This window comes from Risungbinella massiliensis (assembly GCF_000942395.1).
Classification (GTDB): Bacteria; Bacillota; Bacilli; order Thermoactinomycetales; family Thermoactinomycetaceae; genus Risungbinella; species Risungbinella massiliensis.
This window is the reverse complement of the sequence record NZ_LN812103.1, coordinates 655,834-672,709: the sequence shown is the minus strand read 5'-3', so window position 1 is coordinate 672,709 and position 16,876 is coordinate 655,834. Positions and strand designations below refer to the sequence as shown.

Here is a 16,876-nt window from a genome sequence, read left to right as displayed (position 1 = left end):
AGAATATCTATCTTTTTCGATAGACATTCTGTTATGTTATCCATTCTGATTCTATTAAACTGCTTTAGCCGGACGTGGCACTTCATCCACTACACGTACAAAGGTACCAATACAAGTCTCATCACCAGCACGATCAATTCGAACACGGCAGACTTTTCCAACCATGTCTTCTGTCGCTGGGAATGCTACTTGTAGATAATTATCAGCATACCCTACATATAATCCACTCTCTGGATCTTGACGCAGTGGGTGCTCTGGAATTACCTCTAATACTTCTCCAACAAATTTCTCAGCATATTGTTTGGTGAGACGTTTGGATAGTTCAATCAGTTTAGCAACACGCGCATGTTTGATCTCATCTGGTACCTGATCCGTCATACGAGCAGCCGGTGTCCCAGTACGTTTGGAGTATGGAAAGACATGTAGCTGATACATGCCAAGTTCTTCAACAAAACGGTAACCTGTTTCAAATTGCTCCTCTGTCTCTCCTGGGAATCCAACAATTACGTCTGTCGTAATCGCTACATCTGGCATCGCTTGATGGAGCTTCAAGATCGTTTCTCGATACTCATCCGCTGTATACTTTCTACGCATCCGTTTTAGGACATCCGTATCCCCTGCTTGTAGCGGGATATGCAGATGACGACACATTTTTTCGGAAGCATTTAGCACTTCAATGATCCGATCATCAATTTGACTTGCTTCAATCGAGCTGATTCGGATGCGCTTGAGACCTTCGATCTTGTCTAGATCCCAGAGTAGATCAGCTAATTTATAGTCTTCAAAGTCATCCCCGTAACCACCAGTATGAATCCCTGTTAAGACGATCTCTTTGTATCCTGCATTCACTAGTTTACGTGCTTCTGCTAGTACATTCTCCGGTTTACGGCTACGAGATAGTCCTTTGGCCCAAGGAATAATACAGAAAGTACAGAAGTTGTTGCATCCTTCTTGGATTTTGAGGAATGCTCTAGTCCGATCGGAAAAAGATGGTACGTTTAGCTCTTCGTATTCACGTTGCTTCATAATATTTGCTACTGCATTAATCGGTTGTCTTTCCTTGCGATATTGTTCTACATACTCTACTAACTGATCCCGACCCTGGGTACCAACTACTACATCTACCCCTGGGATGGCTGCCACTTCTGCTGGCGAAGTTTGTGCATAACAACCCGTAACCACGATCACAGCATCAGGATTTTTACGAATCGCACGACGAATCACTTGGCGACTCTTTTTATCCCCTGTATTGGTTACCGTACATGTATTGATTAGATAGACATCCGCTTCGTTCTCAAAGTCTACTTTGTCATAACCTGCTTTTTGAAAGACTTGCCACATAGCCTCTGTTTCATACGAATTCACTTTACAACCTAGTGTATGAAAGGCAATACGATTCATCTTTGTTCACCCCCTAGGACATTTCGCCATTCGCAAAAAAGATAGCGGAAAGAGCACAAAGAGAAGCAGTCTCAGTACGCAAGATCCGCTTTCCTAGCGTAATCCGTTTGGCACCATGTGCTTCTGCTTCCTCTATCTCTTCCTCCAAAAAACCACCCTCAGAACCGATCACCAATAAAATGCTAGAGCCTTTCGACTGCTCACAAGCAGGAGCAAGCCCCATGCCTCCTTTTTCGTAGGCGATCCAGACTTCCCCATATTCTGAGAAACACTGAATTAGCTCTTTCCAACTGTGATGGGAAAGAAGCTCCGGAACCCGTCCACGATGTGCTTGCTCTGCGGCTTCAGCAATAATCTTTTGCCATCTAGCATGCTTCTTCGCTTCTTTTTTGGGTTCCAATTTCACAATGGTTCGTTGAGAAGAGAAGGGAAGAAAAGCGTGAGCTCCAATCTCCGTACCCTTTTGTAAAATCCATTCTAATTTATCTCCTTTCGGGAGAGCTTGTGCCACCGTTACTTGCACCACTGGCTCTCCCTCAGAAGGAGTCTTTTTTATCACTCGACAAACAAGTGTATTAGGAGAAATATCTATTATTTCGGCAAGATAATCCATACCTTGCCCATCACAACAGAGAAATCGATCTCCTACTTCCGACCGTAATACCTTGATGAGATGGTGATACGGCTCACCAGTTAGGAGAATCTGATCATCTTGAATTTGCTTTGATTCGATAAAATATCGCTGCATATAGACCCTTCCTACTTTACCATTTTTTTGCGGCGATCGCTACCCAACCTTCTTGGTAGATCGTTTCCACCACCTCTATTCCTGCCTCACGAAGCGACTGCAATACCAATTCTTCTTTTTCTTCGATAATTCCTGAGGCGATAAAGGTTCCACCTGGTTCTAGCACTCTTGGCAGATCGTGTGTAAAGAGAACAATTATCTCCGCTAAAATATTAGATACTACTAGATCAGCTTTTTGGGAGACCCCTATTAACAGATCTCCTTGTCGACATGAAATCGTCTCTTCTAATTCATTTAAAGCAATATTCTCTTTGCTACTGCGGACTGCAACTGGGTCCAAGTCCAGTGCTAGTACACTCTTTGCTCCCAAACGGGCAGAAGCAATACTTAAAATTCCACTTCCACATCCAACGTCGATTACTCTTGCACCCTCAGGTTGGTACTTTTCCAGTAGTTTCATACTAAGTGATGTAGTAGGATGTGTCCCTGTACCAAACGCCATACCAGGATCGAGTCGAATTACCATCTCTTCTTCCGACTCTGGAACATACTCTTCCCAGACTGGCTGGATTGTCAGTTTCTCTGTGATTCGTACTGGTTTATAGTATTGTTTCCAAGCATTCGCCCAGCTAGCTTCGTCTATTTCTTGTGTTGAAATGGTTGCTGGTGCTGGATCGATTCCCATCCCTTTTAAATCGGTTAATCTCATCTGTAATTCTCGACAAAAAGCTTCTATATCTACCATCTCAGCTAGATATGTCTTGATGCGGATCCCTTCCGTCGGATAATCGGCTGGATTAAGTGCTACAATCTCTCCATATCCTTGCGTCCAGTCTTGTTGTAGAACCTCTGGATCTTCGATCGAAACTCCTTCAGCACCAAGATCTTGCAGATGGAAACTTACCATTTCTGTTGCTTCTGCATTGGTATGTACGCAAACTTCCGTCCATTTCATATGATTCTTCCTCGTTTCTAATCGTAACAGTAAGGAGGATTCTCTAGTAATCCAATTTCCTAACATGATGACTCACTTTAACTAACACTTCCAACATTTAGGAAAGATCTTTTTGTTCAGCAAGCCTTAATTCCGTAACCAAGCTGATTGCCTTCAAATACTTTCTTTACACGACTCATTGAAAGGAGAATGAACTACCTGCCTCCAAAAAACAGAGATGTTTTAGAAGCTAATTGCCTCTATAGCGTAATAAGCTATCAATGAAATGCAAACACCATTTTAACCAAACGTAACCTCGATATAGTTCGTCTCTCTCATTATGCTACAAACGAAGCTATATCCAAACTCACCATTTTCCTAGTCTTTCCTCTATACAAAAAGGAACCGCCCTTTTGTCGGTTCCGGTTTCCCCGTTCCCTAATGGGCGGTCACTTCTATTGCTATTATTCGCCTTTAATCGCTTTTTTTACTTTATTAAAAAAATTATCATTCTGTTCGTGAATATCATATTCTCCGTTTGAACGATGGAACTCCCGTAGCAAATCTTTTTGCTCTTCCGTAAGGTTCGTAGGAGTTTCTACGATCACGCGAATCCGTAAATCTCCTTCGTATCCCTTGGTTCTCGCTATTCCTTTGCCACGCATACGGAACTCTGTACCAGTCTGAGTACCAGCAGGAACTTTTAACTTAGCACGACCGTCAATGGTTGGAACCACAATCTCATCACCTAGAGCAGCCTGTACCATGCTAAGTTTTACTTCACAAACTAAATCATAACCATCACGCTCAAATGATTCATGCTTTTTCACATAGACAGTAACATAGAGATCTCCAGGAGGTCCTCCATTCACCCCAGGATTTCCTTCGCCTGGAATACGAATTTGATCCCCATCGGAGATACCAGGTGGAATGTTAACCGGAATTCGAACCTTGCGCTTCACTTGCCCAGAACCACCGCAAGTAGAACACTTATCGCGAACTACTTTTCCAGATCCACGGCAGTTTCGACACTCATGACGGTTGACGATTCGACCAAATGGAGTAGTTTGAACTGTTTCCACTTGTCCTTTCCCCTGACAGATCGAACAAGTCTCTGGCTCACTTCCAGATTTTGCACCTGTTCCTTCACAATCATCACAACTTTGAGGTTTTACTAAGATAATTTCTTTTTGTTTCCCTAATACTGCATCACGGAATTCCACATGCATTCTTGTTTCAAGATCAGAACCTTGTCTTGGAGCATTTGGATTAGCACGTCTTGATCCGCCAAAGAACATATCAAAAATATCAAATCCAAAATCAGACGGATCAAAACCTGCACCGCCACCACCAAATCCAGAAGGTCCTTCTGTGTGACCAAACTGATCGTAGCGAGCTCTTTGTTGTTCGTCCCCTAGAACCTCATATGCCTCTTTGACTTCTTTAAACTTTTGTTCTGCATCAGATTCTTTGTTTACATCAGGATGATATTTTCGAGCTAGTTTACGGTAAGCCTTTCGAATATCGTCTGCGCCAGCGTCTCGGTTGATCCCTAGGACTTCATAGTAATCTCTTTTACTCACCCGATCACCTCCTCTTCCTTCCATGCATAAATAAAGCAAAAGATGTCATAGTCAAGGAAAACCTCGACTATGACTTTTTGCCGAGGAGTGTTACTCCCCTTATTTCTCATTATCAGTATATCGTTTTATTTCTCTTCTTCGATATCTACAAATTCTGCATCCACAACATTTTCTCTGTTCTTTCCTGATTTTTCTGCTTCTGCATCTGCTTTTGCATCAGCAGCTTTTTGTTGCATTTCTTCATACAACTTCACGGAAAGTTGTTGGACTTTTTGTTCTAGGTCCTCTAGTTTTTGACGGATTTCTTCTTGATTTCCACCGTCTAGAGCTTTTTGTAGCTCTTCTTTAGCGACATTGGCACGCTCTAACTCAGCAGGATCTGCTTTCTCAGCCAATTCTTTCATTGCTTTATCAGCAGTGAAGATCAATTGCTCTGCACGATTTTTAAGTTCTGCTTCATCACGACGACGTTTGTCTTCTTCTGCATGTTCCTCTGCATCACGAACCATTTGTTGAATCTCTTCATCTGATAGGCCGCTAGAAGATTGGATCGTAATATTTTGCGTTTTACCTGTTGCTTTGTCTTTCGCTGAAACATTTACAATCCCGTTCACGTCGATTTTAAATGTTACTTCGATTTGTGGGATTCCACGTGGCGCTGGTGGAATGTCATGGAGTTGGAAACGACCCAAGGTCTTGTTGTCCGCCGCCATTTGGCGCTCCCCTTGCAACACATGGATATCTACTACCGTCTGGTTGTCAGAAGCAGTGGAATAAATTTGAGATTTCTCTGTTGGAATCGCTGTATTGCGGTCGATGATCTTGTTAAATACGCCACCCATTGTCTCAATCCCGAGGGAAAGAGGAGTTACGTCTACCAAGACTACATCTTTTACATCACCAGCGATAATTCCACCTTGAATGGCGGCTCCCATTGCTACTACTTCATCTGGGTTCACGCCTTTGCTAGGCTCTTTTCCAGTCAATTTACGAATTGCTTCTTGTACTGCTGGAATACGAGTTGATCCACCTACAAGTACAATTTTATCAATATCGGAAGCAGATAGACCAGCATCATCCATTGCCCGGCGTGTTGGAATCATGGTGCGTTCTACTAGACTAGCACTAAGTTCTTCAAATTTCGCACGAGTTAATGTGATTTCTAAGTGTTTTGGTCCTGTTTCAGGATCCGCTGTAATAAATGGAGCAGAAATGGTAGTACTCAATACGCCAGAAAGATTTTTCTTGGCTTTTTCTGCTTCGTCTTTCAGACGTTGCATTGCAATACTATCATTACGAAGATCAATTCCATTTTCTCTACGGAACTCACTTACCAAATAATCGATGATAACTTGGTCGAAGTCATCTCCACCTAGCTTATTGTCACCACTAGTAGAAATAACTTGGAAAAACCCTTCTTCCATTTCTAAGATAGAAACGTCAAAAGTTCCTCCACCCAAGTCGAATACCAAGATTTTTTGCTCTTGATTCTTATCGAGTCCATAAGCAAGTGCTGCTGCGGTTGGCTCGTTAATAATACGTAAAACTTCGAGACCTGCAATCCGCCCTGCATCTTTGGTTGCTTGACGTTGTCCATCATTAAAGTAAGCTGGCACCGTAATAACTGCTTTGGTCACAGGCTCACCAAGATAAGCTTCTGCATCTTGTTTTAATTTTTGAAGAATCATTGCGGAAATCTCTTGTGGAGTATACGATTTCCCATCAATTACTTCTTTGTGCCCTGTACCAATATGGCGTTTTACTGAACTAATCGTTTTTTCAGGGTTCGTAATCGCTTGACGCTTAGCCGATTCCCCAACTAGACGTTCTTGTGATTTGGAAAAGCCTACTACGGAAGGAGTTGTACGACCACCTTCTGCGTTAGGAATAACAACAGCTTCTCCACCTTCCATAAATGCTACACAAGAGTTAGTAGTACCTAAGTCAATACCGATAATCTTACTCATCGTGAACGAATCCTCCTATTTAAAATCATCATCTTAATCTATTAACTATTAACCTTCACCATCGTAGGTCGAATCACTCGATCCTGATAACGGTATCCAGCTTGTAACTCTTCCACTACAATTCCAGATTCCACATCATCAATCGTAACTTGCATTACTGCGTTATGTTCATGCGGATTAAATGGTTTGCCAACTGCATCAATCATTTCCAATCCCTGATCATGCATGACTTGGATCAATTGACGATACACCATCTCAATCCCTTGTTGAATTGCTTTGGCATCAGAACTACTTTCTTGAGTCTGATCCGAAGCATCCAGCGCACGCTCAAAATTATCGAGAACAGGAAGAAGTGCTTCCAGTATTGGCACTTTCGCAAATTTAATCGCATCTTCTTTCTCTTTTCTCGCACGGCGCCGATAATTCTCTAAATCTGCTCTAGCACGCATAAACTGTTCATACATCTCATTAACTTGCTTTTCCATCTCTTCCATCTGTCTCTCGTTGGCTTCTACCTGCTTCTTGTTTTCTTCTAATTGTTGAATCAATTGGTTGAGAGCAGATTCGTCAACAGAGACTTCTTCGGAAGAAAAGCTACTTTCGGAACTCACTTGGTCCTCATTATGTACAGAGGCGTCTTGATCCAATGATTCCTTTATATCCAACTCTTGTTTCTTCTGCATATTTTGGTCACTCACTTTATCGCCTCCTTAATCAGGTTTCGGAATCTTTCATCTTGACAATCGTGTGGATCCGTAAAATAGCAGTACTTACTTCTCCAGCAGCACGCAAAGCATGGAATTTAACCAATAATGGGTCCACTACTCCCATTTCTACCATGTCCGCTACTGTACCACGATCACAGTCAATCCCAAAAGAGTCCGAGTTCCGCTTGAGTTGATAGGCTTTTACCATCTCAATCTTCTCTAGTGGATTAAATCCTGCATTTGCTACCACTTGTGTCATGGGGCGCTGGAGAGCTTCTGCTACAGCCGAGATTCCAAATCGCTCCATACCTTGGATATTGTCTCGGAAGTTTTCTACCTCTCTTGCAAGAGCTAGTTCCATTGCTCCTCCACCAGGTACATACCCTGCTTTGACTGCTGCTTGAACGGCAGCTGCAGCATCTTTGGTAATACGTTCACGTTCTTCTACCACTTCTTCCGTAGATGCGCTTACCAATATTGTTGCAACAGGTTTTCCAGTACCTCCAGTAATTCGAACACTCTCCAGCATGTCATCATCTTCTATGAGTGCTGCATATCCAAGATATGAAGCAATCTCTTCTCTTGTTTTATAGAGACTATTCCGTTTAATTGGACGAGCGTTGGTGTGTTCTGCTACTTTAAGCAATTCTGATTCAGAAACATTGGAGACTACCATAATTCCTGAATCAGAAAGGATATCTTCTGCTAGCGGATCAATGCCTTTATATGTAAGAATCAGGCCGACATTTAGATGAACGAGATTTTCAATCGCATGCAAAAACTGCTCACGAAAACGCTCTTGTTTATTGTAGCCAAATTCCGTCTGAAGCGCAAAATCTGTTACATTCTCCGCCTCTAATCCATCCGTTAAAACAAGGACTTTGGAATTTTCTTTCGTGGAAGGCATCTGATGACTTGTTTTGCTTCCATTAATCATCACACCCATGAAGACTCCACTATCTGCTCTCGGATGTGCTACCACCGAATCAGATAGCTTGAAATTTTTCTCCAGCAGCTTATCTCTGCCGACCATTTGAGCCGCTTCAATCACTGCTAAAGTAATGTCTTCATTCTCACGGGAAGCAGTAAAAGCAATTCGCTGTAACCACTCATCATTTAGTTCATAGATTGGTCTAGCTTTGTCTGACAAGCGGTTGAGTGCAAATTGGATACCACGCCCTATGCCAGCGATTACTTTTGCTACGGGAACACCGTTCTTTACTTGCTTTACCCCTTCTTCTACTAGCGCTGAGGCGAGTAAAGTAGCGGTGGTAGTACCGTCTCCCATATCTTCTTGTTGGGCTTTGGCAACATGTACGATCATTCGAGATGCAGGATGGCTGACCTCCATACGATCGACAATCGTCACACCATCATTGGTAACGATTACTTCTCCACTGGGGCTAACTAGCATCGTATCTAGCCCTTTTGGTCCCAATGTAGATTCAACAGCAGAAGCCACTTCCCGCACCGCTTTGGCATTACTCTCCAAAGCTGCTAAACGTGCCTCTCCTTTTTCTGTCTGAAAATACTCGCGCTCAGGCACTGGCTTCCTCCCTTTCTACCTATACATTAGAGGGGAACTCTTGTCCCCTCCTCTTACTTGCCATCCACTAGCACATTCAATCGATTCGAAAAGTCTTTTGACATTAAATCAATGAGACCAATGACCCGCGCATAATTCATGCGTGTGGGACCTAGTACACCAATTGTTCCAACAGCCTCTCCTTGATAGTAATAAGAGGCACTGATGAAACTCATATGATCCATCTCTTGCAAAGAGAGTTCGGACCCTATTCGAACCTGAACCCCTTCAATGGTTGGTTCCATCAAATGAATCATTGTATTATTCTCTTCTATTAAATCCAAAATGGTCTTTAATTTATCTACATCTTGAAATTCCGGCTGATCAAGCATTCGAGTAGCTCCACTCATAAAAAGCCGTTCTTCTTGTGAGTGTTGAAATATTTGTTGCATCATCAAGAGAATAGGTTCCAATTGATCCAAATGATACTTTAATTCCTCTTGGTAATCCATTGCAACTCGTTTACTCAGCTGTCTAAGTGGAATGCCTTGTAAACGGAAGTTGAGAAAGTTGACTAGTTTCTCCATAGATTGCACCGTTACACCGTCAGGCACCACAATTTTTCGTTGTTCGACATGACCGCTGTTGGTAACAAGAATCGCTACCGCTAACCGTTCAGTGATCGGAACGATCTGAAGATGTTTCAGAGAACTCTCCTCGAACTTCGGTCCCATAACAACTCCCATATAATTGGTCATTTGAGAAAGAAGCCCAGAAGTATGCTGAATCACCTCTTCTAGATGATCCGTCCCAGTAGTCGACGAAAAGAACTCATGTAACCGCGTGAGCTCTTTTTTATTCCATATCTGGGGTGTAACCAGATGATCTACAAAAAAGCGATATCCTTTTTGTGATGGGATACGACCGGCAGATGTATGTGGCTGTTCTAGGTAACCCATTTCTTCTAGGTCTGCCATCTCATTTCGAACTGTTGCAGCACTAAAACCAACCCCATCTTTACGAGAAACGGTCCTGGAACCCACGGGTTCTGCTGTTAGAATGTAGTCATCAATCACTGCCCATAAGATCCGTTTTTGTCGTTCCGTTAACATCTGCCTGCTTCCCTCCTTGTTAGCACTCCGACAAACCGAGTGCTAAAATACTACCACTAAAGTACCAAAATCAACGTATTTATGTCAACGCTTCAGCTTCTCAGGAACTCAGCAAATACTTCATTTCCATAGATTAAACCTTGCTCAGTTAAAAAAATACGATTTTCTGTCACTTTTAGCAGACCCAAGTTCACCAACTTCTTCATTTCCTCTGCATATACATCTGTTACCGATACGCCAAACCGTTTTTGAAATTTTTGTGGCGAAATCCCCTCCATCAAACGTAAGCCTAACATCATAAAATTTTCTTGTTCTTCGAATACATCTACATCGTACTGATCTTGAATCGGTAACTCATTTTTGTCTAACCTTTCAATATAAGGAGTAATCCCTTTTAAATTAGAATGTCTTCTTGTTCCAACATATCCATGTGCACCGGCTCCTAGACCATAGTAGCGGTCGTTTTTCCAATACGTGGAGTTATGGACACTCTCTTTGCCTAGCTTCGCAAAATTACTTACTTCATATTGAAGATACCCGTATGCTGGGAGAATCTTACGAATCTCTTGATACATCGCAAATTCTACATCTTCACTAGGAAGTGGCAACTGATCTCGCTCATATAAATGATGGAAAAGAGTCCCTTCCTCCACCTTGAGACTATAGCAAGAGAAATGATCTGGTTTAAGAGTAAGCGCACGCTCTATTGCTTGGTGAATGTCTTCTACTGTCTGAGTAGGAAGACCAAACATTAAATCTAGCGATAAGTTCTCAAATCCTACCTCTCTAGCAAGATAGATACTCTGCTCGATCTCTGATGCATCGTGAATTCGTCCAATCCGTTTCAATAGATCTTCCCGAAAAGTCTGCGCTCCAAAGCTGAGGCGATTCACTCCTCCTTTTTTCATCACTTCGAGCAACTCACGACTTACCGTACCTGGATTTGCTTCCATCGTAAACTCCATGTTAGGACTCCAGTTTGGGAAATATCGACGAATCGATTCTAAAAAGGTAGCCATTTGAGTAGGGGTCAGGATCGTTGGGGTCCCACCTCCTACAAAAATCGATTCAATCTCTGCTGGTGGTGTTTCTTTCGTACTGATCTCCATCTCTTTAGCGAGTGCCATTAAGTATTGATCGACTGGCTGACCCTCCACTACATAGGCGGTAAAATCACAGTAATGGCATTTGTGACTACAAAATGGAATATGAATATAGACTGCTTTTGGTTTCACCATTCTCCTCCTGACAAAAAAGCCGATAGTGAACTTCCCACTTTCGGCTTTTAATCGATCATATTATTACTTCTCGTCGTCCATCTGAAGAACTGCCATAAAGGCTTCTTGTGGCACTTCCACACTTCCAACAGATTTCATTCGCTTTTTCCCCTCTTTTTGTTTCTCAAGGAGTTTCCGCTTCCGACTGATATCTCCACCATAACATTTGGCGAGTACATTTTTCCGAATCGCACTAATCGTTTCCCGTGCAATCACTTTTTGTCCGATTGCCGCTTGGATCGGTACTTCAAACATTTGACGTGGGATTAGTTTTCTTAGTTTCTCTACCAAAATCCGTCCGCGATGATACGCTTTGTCTCGGTGAACAATGAAGGAAAGGGCATCCACCACTTCGCCATTGAGAAGAATATCGAGCTTGACTAGATCTGATGCTTTATGTCCAATCAATTCGTAATCAAAGGATGCATAACCTTTGGTACTCGATTTTAGTTGATCGAAGAAATCATAGACAATCTCCGCTAACGGAAGTTCATAGACAATACTAACTCGGTTGGTGTCAATATACCGCATATCAATATATTGACCACGTTTCATCTGGCAAAGCTCCATTACTGTACCAACATAATCATTCGGTACCATGATGCTTGCCTTTACAAATGGTTCCTCTACTTTTTCGATCTTTTGTGATGGTGGCATCAGACTTGGATTTTCAATCTCTAACTTATTACCATCCGTCTGATAAATATGGTACACAACGCTCGGCGCAGTGGTAATCAGCGGAATATTAAACTCCCGCTCAATTCGTTCTTGGATGATCTCCATATGGAGAAGTCCCAAGAATCCACAGCGGAAACCAAATCCGAGAGCACTAGACGTCTCTGGCTCATAGGCAAGGGAAGAGTCATTTAACTCTAGCTTTTCAAGAGCCTCTCTCAGATCATCATAATCGGAAGATTCCACTGGATACATTCCACAGAATACCATTGGATTAATCTTGCGATAACCTGGGAGGGCCTCTGCTGCTGGGTTATTCGCATCGGTGATGGTATCCCCTACACGAGTGTCTTTTACGTTTCGGATATTGCCCACGACAAATCCTACATCCCCAACAGTCAACTCATCCATTACCATAGGATGTGGTGCATACGAACCTACTTCTGTCACTTCAAACACTTTTCCCGTTGCCATCATTTTCATCTTAGTGCCTTTTTTGATCGAGCCATCGACGACCCGTAGGTAGACAACTACTCCACGATATGCGTCATAATAGGAATCAAAGATCAGCGCTCTAAGTGGTGCATCTGGATCGCCTTCGGGAGCGGGTACTTTTTCTACGATCTGTTCTAGAATATCTACAATTCCAATCCCTGCTTTAGCTGAGGCAAGTACCGCATCACTCGCATCAATTCCGATCACATCTTCTACCTCTTGCTTCACTCGTTCTGGTTCTGCACTAGGCAAGTCGATTTTATTGATAACAGGGATGATTTCCAGATCATTTTCTAGAGCTAAGTAAACATTGGCTAAGGTTTGTGCCTCGACCCCTTGAGCTGCATCCACTACGAGGATTGCTCCTTCACAAGCTTGCAAACTACGGGAAACTTCATAGGTAAAGTCCACATGACCTGGTGTATCAATTAAGTTCAAAATATATTCTTTTCCGTCTTTCGCCTTATAAGGTAGACGTACGGATTGTAGCTTAATGGTAATTCCACGTTCACGTTCTAGATCCATTTTATCTAAAAATTGATCTTGTTTTTCACGATCAGAAAGTGCTCCGGTAGCATCCAAAATCCGGTCTGCCAAGGTAGATTTGCCATGATCGATATGTGCGATAATGGAAAAGTTCCGGATATTTTTCTGCCTTTCTAGTTTCTCCATTAAATTCCCTCCTGCAAAACGAGCAAACTGCATCGATTCATTATATCAGCCAAACTACCTCGCTTCAATAAAGGGAAACTTCCATCAATGGGGTTCTCGATAGGAATAATGACCAATAGTTCTCTTCCACAAAAAAGAACCTATCCACCAGAAAGGCAAACAGGCTCTTATTAGAAGATTCTAGTTGAAGATTTCCTCCAACATTTTTCTTGTTTGTCCTCTAAGTCCCATTCCAATCGAGTTAGTAACCTCACCTAGTGTACTGCTCTTCATTGGACCTAGATCAGGATTCTGTTTGTCTTGATGGACTTCTTTTTCTTGGGGACCTACCTGTACGATCTGAGAAGATCCTGGTTGATCGACTACCGTAATCTCTACTTTCCCTTGAGTAGTAGGAGTTAATTGGATCGTTTGGTTAGAGCCTGATTGACTTAATGTAGGTACTACTGTCTGTTGTTGGGGTTCTTTTTCTTGTTCTGCATAATCCATCCCAAACAACATTCCTAACACAAGAGCAATTCCAATACTGAGTGCTTGTACTGCAAGACGCATAAACCCTACCTCCTTCTATCAAAGATAGTTCAATACCAAAGTCAAAAAACTATTTCATTCCTTTTGACCTTAAGAGAAAATGGATGAAGCTCCGCTACTTTTGACTTAGTCGCTCCCTAGATCCAAATTCTCTTCGTAGTTCAAAGTTTGTTTCGAGTTCTACTTCTTCACCAGCGGCGTATTTTGATGGATTCTATCTGCGATGACATTGGCAAGTACATCAACAGATGCTTTGGCTTCGGCAAAACTATTGTCTACTCCACCTACCTCTACTAACATGGCACCCGTCGACAGAGATTGATTGTACTCTCCATTATTGCCACCAGTTTTGGCTTTTTCATACACACCTGTACATAATCCTGGATAGCGACGATTAATCTCTTGGAATAATTCCTTGGCTAATTGGAGGTTTTGGCTGTAATATTTGCTATCTTTCCCAACCACAAATGCCATTCTAGCCATCTTTTTTCCATTAATGGTGATAGTTGTCTTATCTCCTCTCTTAGAGTCTCGATGAATATCGATTAGATACTGAATATCCTCATGTTGTTGAAGTGCGGCAACCACCAACTTACGGGAATGAAGATAAGCACCACTCCAACCCGTCTTCGGTTTGGTAGTAGTCTGTGTTCCTATTCCTAACTTTTGGAATGTATCTGCCATATGATTACCAACAGACATAATATTAATGTTCACATCACTAGCTTGATTTGGATTGCTCTTTTTCAACTCAGGAAGATACGATTCCCACCAGTGTGAATGATAAATAAAGACTCGTTTCCTTCCTGGCGAAGTCTCAACAGGTGGGGGTGTCGGTTTGGTCTCTTCTTGGGATTGTTTAATCTGCTCTTCAATCTCAGGTGGCGGTGGTGATTCTATCGGTATATTGGTATAGTCAGCATCAGCACTTGCCGTTACAATACGAGTATCAAATAAAGCAAACATCGGGAGCTCCCGTCCCAAAAAGGTTCGTGGATCACTTGGATCGATACTAGTAGCTACTTCCAGTACCAGGTTCGTTATAACCCCTTTGGGATCAGGCGTTTTTACCAGATCTTTCAAGTAAGGAGTCTCCTCCGCCATCAGCATAATCAACGTTTTGGCTGTAAGATGAGAGGTTACATTTCCAAGTTGGGTATGGGTGACACTTTTGGCTTGGAGCATAGCGATCCCACCAGCGATGGCAAACATACTGGCAGTTCCTAACATTAAGAAAACAAACATACGACGCACCCGATGATGCGATATATTCCATGTACGAAATCCCCAATACTTTTTCATATTCTCCCCCATCCACTAACTATTTCTATCAGAGCTTATGAGAGAGTTACGAGAGTTAGAACGATAGATTAAGAGAAAATAAGATTAACAGTGTTTATCACAATCTATCAGAGTTAATCTTTATAAATTATTTCGATAATAGCTTATGTTATTAGAGTTTGGTGGTAGTTCAAGCTAGGTGATTCCTGTCTAGTCTCTCTTTTTCTTGAAAGAAAGTTTATAATTAAAACATAATCAAAAAAATAATTATTTTAAGGGGAGGTAGCATGTTTAAAACTATCGGAATTTATAAAGGGCTCGAAGATGTAGAAAAGTTCCAGCGATTCTATGTTCAAGAAGTAATGCCACGTATGCTGGATCTTCCAGGCGTCCAACAAATGAGAATAACTGCCCTAACAAATACCAATCCAGAAGACCAACCATTTGATATGGGAGATGTCCAATTTATTATTGAAACATTTTACGATTCTCCAGAATCTGTAAAACAAGTAACGATGACTCCAGAAGGACAAGAATTGATTAAAATTCTCGGAACCTATCGAAAAAATATGGCAGCCTTTGTAGGAAAGGAGCACACCATTACTGCTAGAGCAAGGGTTTATTCATCTCCCAAACAAAGTACCACTCAATCTAAATAAATTAGATTCAAAAAGACCATTTCCGTCCAATCAAGAACAGAAAATGGTCTTTTTCCTTAGATGAAATCTACTACTGAGTTTGTTCTCTTAATTTATTTTACATGTGATGCCACATTATCCATTGTAACAGCTTCGTGCAAGGCACAATTCATCCCATTCGCAATGGTTTTCGCGATATTGTCTACAAAGGCATCTACTTCCTTTGGAGTGACAACTAAATTCTGCCCAAGAGGCATCAGCACTTCACGAATGAGCTGGCGTTTTTCTTCGGGCTCCAATGTTCCTACCATACCCATCATTCGATTTTTGGTTTCATTAGACACGTCTAGACTATTTAGTTGTTGGACACTCGGTTGATTATGGGGATCAAGTGGATTTCCTTTGATTCCTTGCATCTCTCGAGAGATATATTTCAAGACAAAATCAATGGTGTCGTGGGCGATGGTAGCTGCTTCCACTACTGTTGGAATACCGATAGCTATAACCGGAATACCGAGTGTTTCCTTATTTAAAGGTTTTCGCTTATTCCCTACTCCAGATCCTGGATTAATACCAATGTCCGCCACCTGAATTGTCGTATTGACCCGTGATAAGGCGCGAGATGCCAAGGCATCAAAAGCAATGACAAAGTCTGGTTTGGACTTTTCCACCACACCATAAACAATCTCACTTGTCTCAATCCCTGTTATCCCCAATACCCCAGGTGAGATCGCACTAACAGAACGATAGCCATCTTGCACATGGTCTGGTGCTAATTCAAACAGATGACGGGTAACCATTGTATGTTTGATCACCTCGGGTCCTATCGCATCTGGAGTAACATCCCAGTTTCCCAGACCTACCAAAAGCGCTTTGTCATTTGATCCGATCCCTACTTCTTCTAAAAATTGGCTGAATTGTTCTGCGAAGTGCTGAGAGACTCGCTTTTCCAAATTGGAATCCAAGCTACGCAAAGCCGGTATTTCTAACGTGAGATATCTACCTGGGAGCTTTCCCAATTCTTTCGCCGCGTTACTATCCTCTACTTCAATCCAACTTGTTAGGATTCCATCTTCTTCCCATTCTTTAATATGAACACCTGGGATATTACTCTGATTAGGACGATTTTCCAGAGCCATAGCATGGGCTTCTCTAGCTAAATCGGTACGAATGGAGTATGATGACAGATCCATTGTATCTTGATTCATTTCTTCCTTCATAAAGTTGACCACCCTTTTTCAACCTAACAATCATTTTCTTTAGTCTTACCCGTTCATGGAAAAACATGTTTTTTTCCGTACAGCCCTTCCTTGCTTTTTCATAGGGTGCA

At 42.1% G+C, this 16,876-nt stretch carries 14 protein-coding genes; 1 reads left to right on the top strand and 13 read right to left on the bottom strand.

Annotated features, from left to right (window positions below; translation table 11 throughout):
- Positions 1-54: 54 nt before the first annotated feature.
- The 12 genes from mtaB to spoIIP form a co-directional block, all read right to left on the bottom strand.
- Positions 55-1,401 (bottom strand): tRNA (N(6)-L-threonylcarbamoyladenosine(37)-C(2))-methylthiotransferase MtaB, encoded by a 1,347-nt coding sequence (gene mtaB, locus VJ09_RS14480; protein ID WP_044642355.1) that lies wholly within the window; start codon positions 1,399-1,401, stop codon positions 55-57.
- Between the two features lie 13 nt (positions 1,402-1,414).
- Entirely contained in the window at positions 1,415-2,149 is a 735-nt protein-coding gene (locus VJ09_RS14475) for a 16S rRNA (uracil(1498)-N(3))-methyltransferase (RefSeq protein WP_044642354.1), read from the bottom strand.
- A gap of 16 nt (positions 2,150-2,165) precedes the next feature.
- Complete coding sequence (gene prmA, locus VJ09_RS14470) at positions 2,166-3,104, bottom strand: 50S ribosomal protein L11 methyltransferase (RefSeq protein ID WP_044642353.1); 939 nt, start codon at positions 3,102-3,104, stop codon at positions 2,166-2,168.
- Between the two features lie 443 nt (positions 3,105-3,547).
- Positions 3,548-4,666 carry a molecular chaperone DnaJ gene (dnaJ, locus tag VJ09_RS14465; RefSeq protein ID WP_044642352.1) on the bottom strand — a complete coding sequence of 373 codons (1,119 nt, stop codon included), beginning with the start codon at positions 4,664-4,666 and terminating at the stop codon, positions 3,548-3,550.
- 125 nt (positions 4,667-4,791) lie between these two features.
- Positions 4,792-6,633 carry a molecular chaperone DnaK gene (dnaK, locus tag VJ09_RS14460; protein ID WP_044642351.1) on the bottom strand — a complete coding sequence of 614 codons (1,842 nt, stop codon included), beginning with the start codon at positions 6,631-6,633 and terminating at the stop codon, positions 4,792-4,794.
- 41 nt (positions 6,634-6,674) lie between these two features.
- Entirely contained in the window at positions 6,675-7,331 is a 657-nt protein-coding gene (grpE, locus tag VJ09_RS14455; protein ID WP_052807426.1) for a nucleotide exchange factor GrpE, read from the bottom strand.
- A 16-nt stretch (positions 7,332-7,347) separates the two neighbouring features.
- On the bottom strand, positions 7,348-8,886 hold the full coding sequence (locus VJ09_RS14450) for a TCP-1/cpn60 chaperonin family protein (RefSeq protein WP_044642350.1): 1,539 nt from the start codon (positions 8,884-8,886) through the stop codon (positions 7,348-7,350).
- Between the two features lie 53 nt (positions 8,887-8,939).
- Positions 8,940-9,977, bottom strand: a complete 1,038-nt coding sequence (gene hrcA, locus VJ09_RS14445; RefSeq protein WP_044642349.1) for a heat-inducible transcriptional repressor HrcA — start codon at positions 9,975-9,977, stop codon at positions 8,940-8,942.
- Positions 9,978-10,069: 92 nt separating this feature from the next.
- The gene (hemW, locus tag VJ09_RS14440) at positions 10,070-11,215 is read right to left on the bottom strand and encodes a radical SAM family heme chaperone HemW (protein WP_044642348.1); all 1,146 of its coding nucleotides are present in this window, start codon (positions 11,213-11,215) and stop codon (positions 10,070-10,072) included.
- Between the two features lie 63 nt (positions 11,216-11,278).
- Positions 11,279-13,096, bottom strand: a complete 1,818-nt coding sequence (gene lepA, locus VJ09_RS14435) for a translation elongation factor 4 (RefSeq protein WP_044642347.1) — start codon at positions 13,094-13,096, stop codon at positions 11,279-11,281.
- Positions 13,097-13,276: 180 nt separating this feature from the next.
- On the bottom strand, positions 13,277-13,648 hold the full coding sequence (locus VJ09_RS14430; protein ID WP_044642346.1) for a hypothetical protein: 372 nt from the start codon (positions 13,646-13,648) through the stop codon (positions 13,277-13,279).
- Positions 13,649-13,807: 159 nt separating this feature from the next.
- Positions 13,808-14,929: a stage II sporulation protein P gene (spoIIP, locus tag VJ09_RS14425; RefSeq protein WP_044642345.1), complete on the bottom strand. Its 1,122-nt coding sequence runs from the start codon at positions 14,927-14,929 to the stop codon at positions 13,808-13,810.
- Between the two features lie 266 nt (positions 14,930-15,195).
- Between spoIIP and VJ09_RS14420 the strand changes: the two genes are divergently transcribed.
- Positions 15,196-15,567, top strand: a complete 372-nt coding sequence (locus VJ09_RS14420) for an EthD domain-containing protein (protein WP_044642344.1) — start codon at positions 15,196-15,198, stop codon at positions 15,565-15,567.
- Between the two features lie 92 nt (positions 15,568-15,659).
- On the opposite strand, the gene gpr is transcribed toward VJ09_RS14420, so the two are convergent.
- Positions 15,660-16,766, bottom strand: a complete 1,107-nt coding sequence (gene gpr / locus VJ09_RS14415; RefSeq protein WP_407689993.1) for a GPR endopeptidase — start codon at positions 16,764-16,766, stop codon at positions 15,660-15,662.
- Between the last annotated feature and the right edge of the window lie 110 nt (positions 16,767-16,876).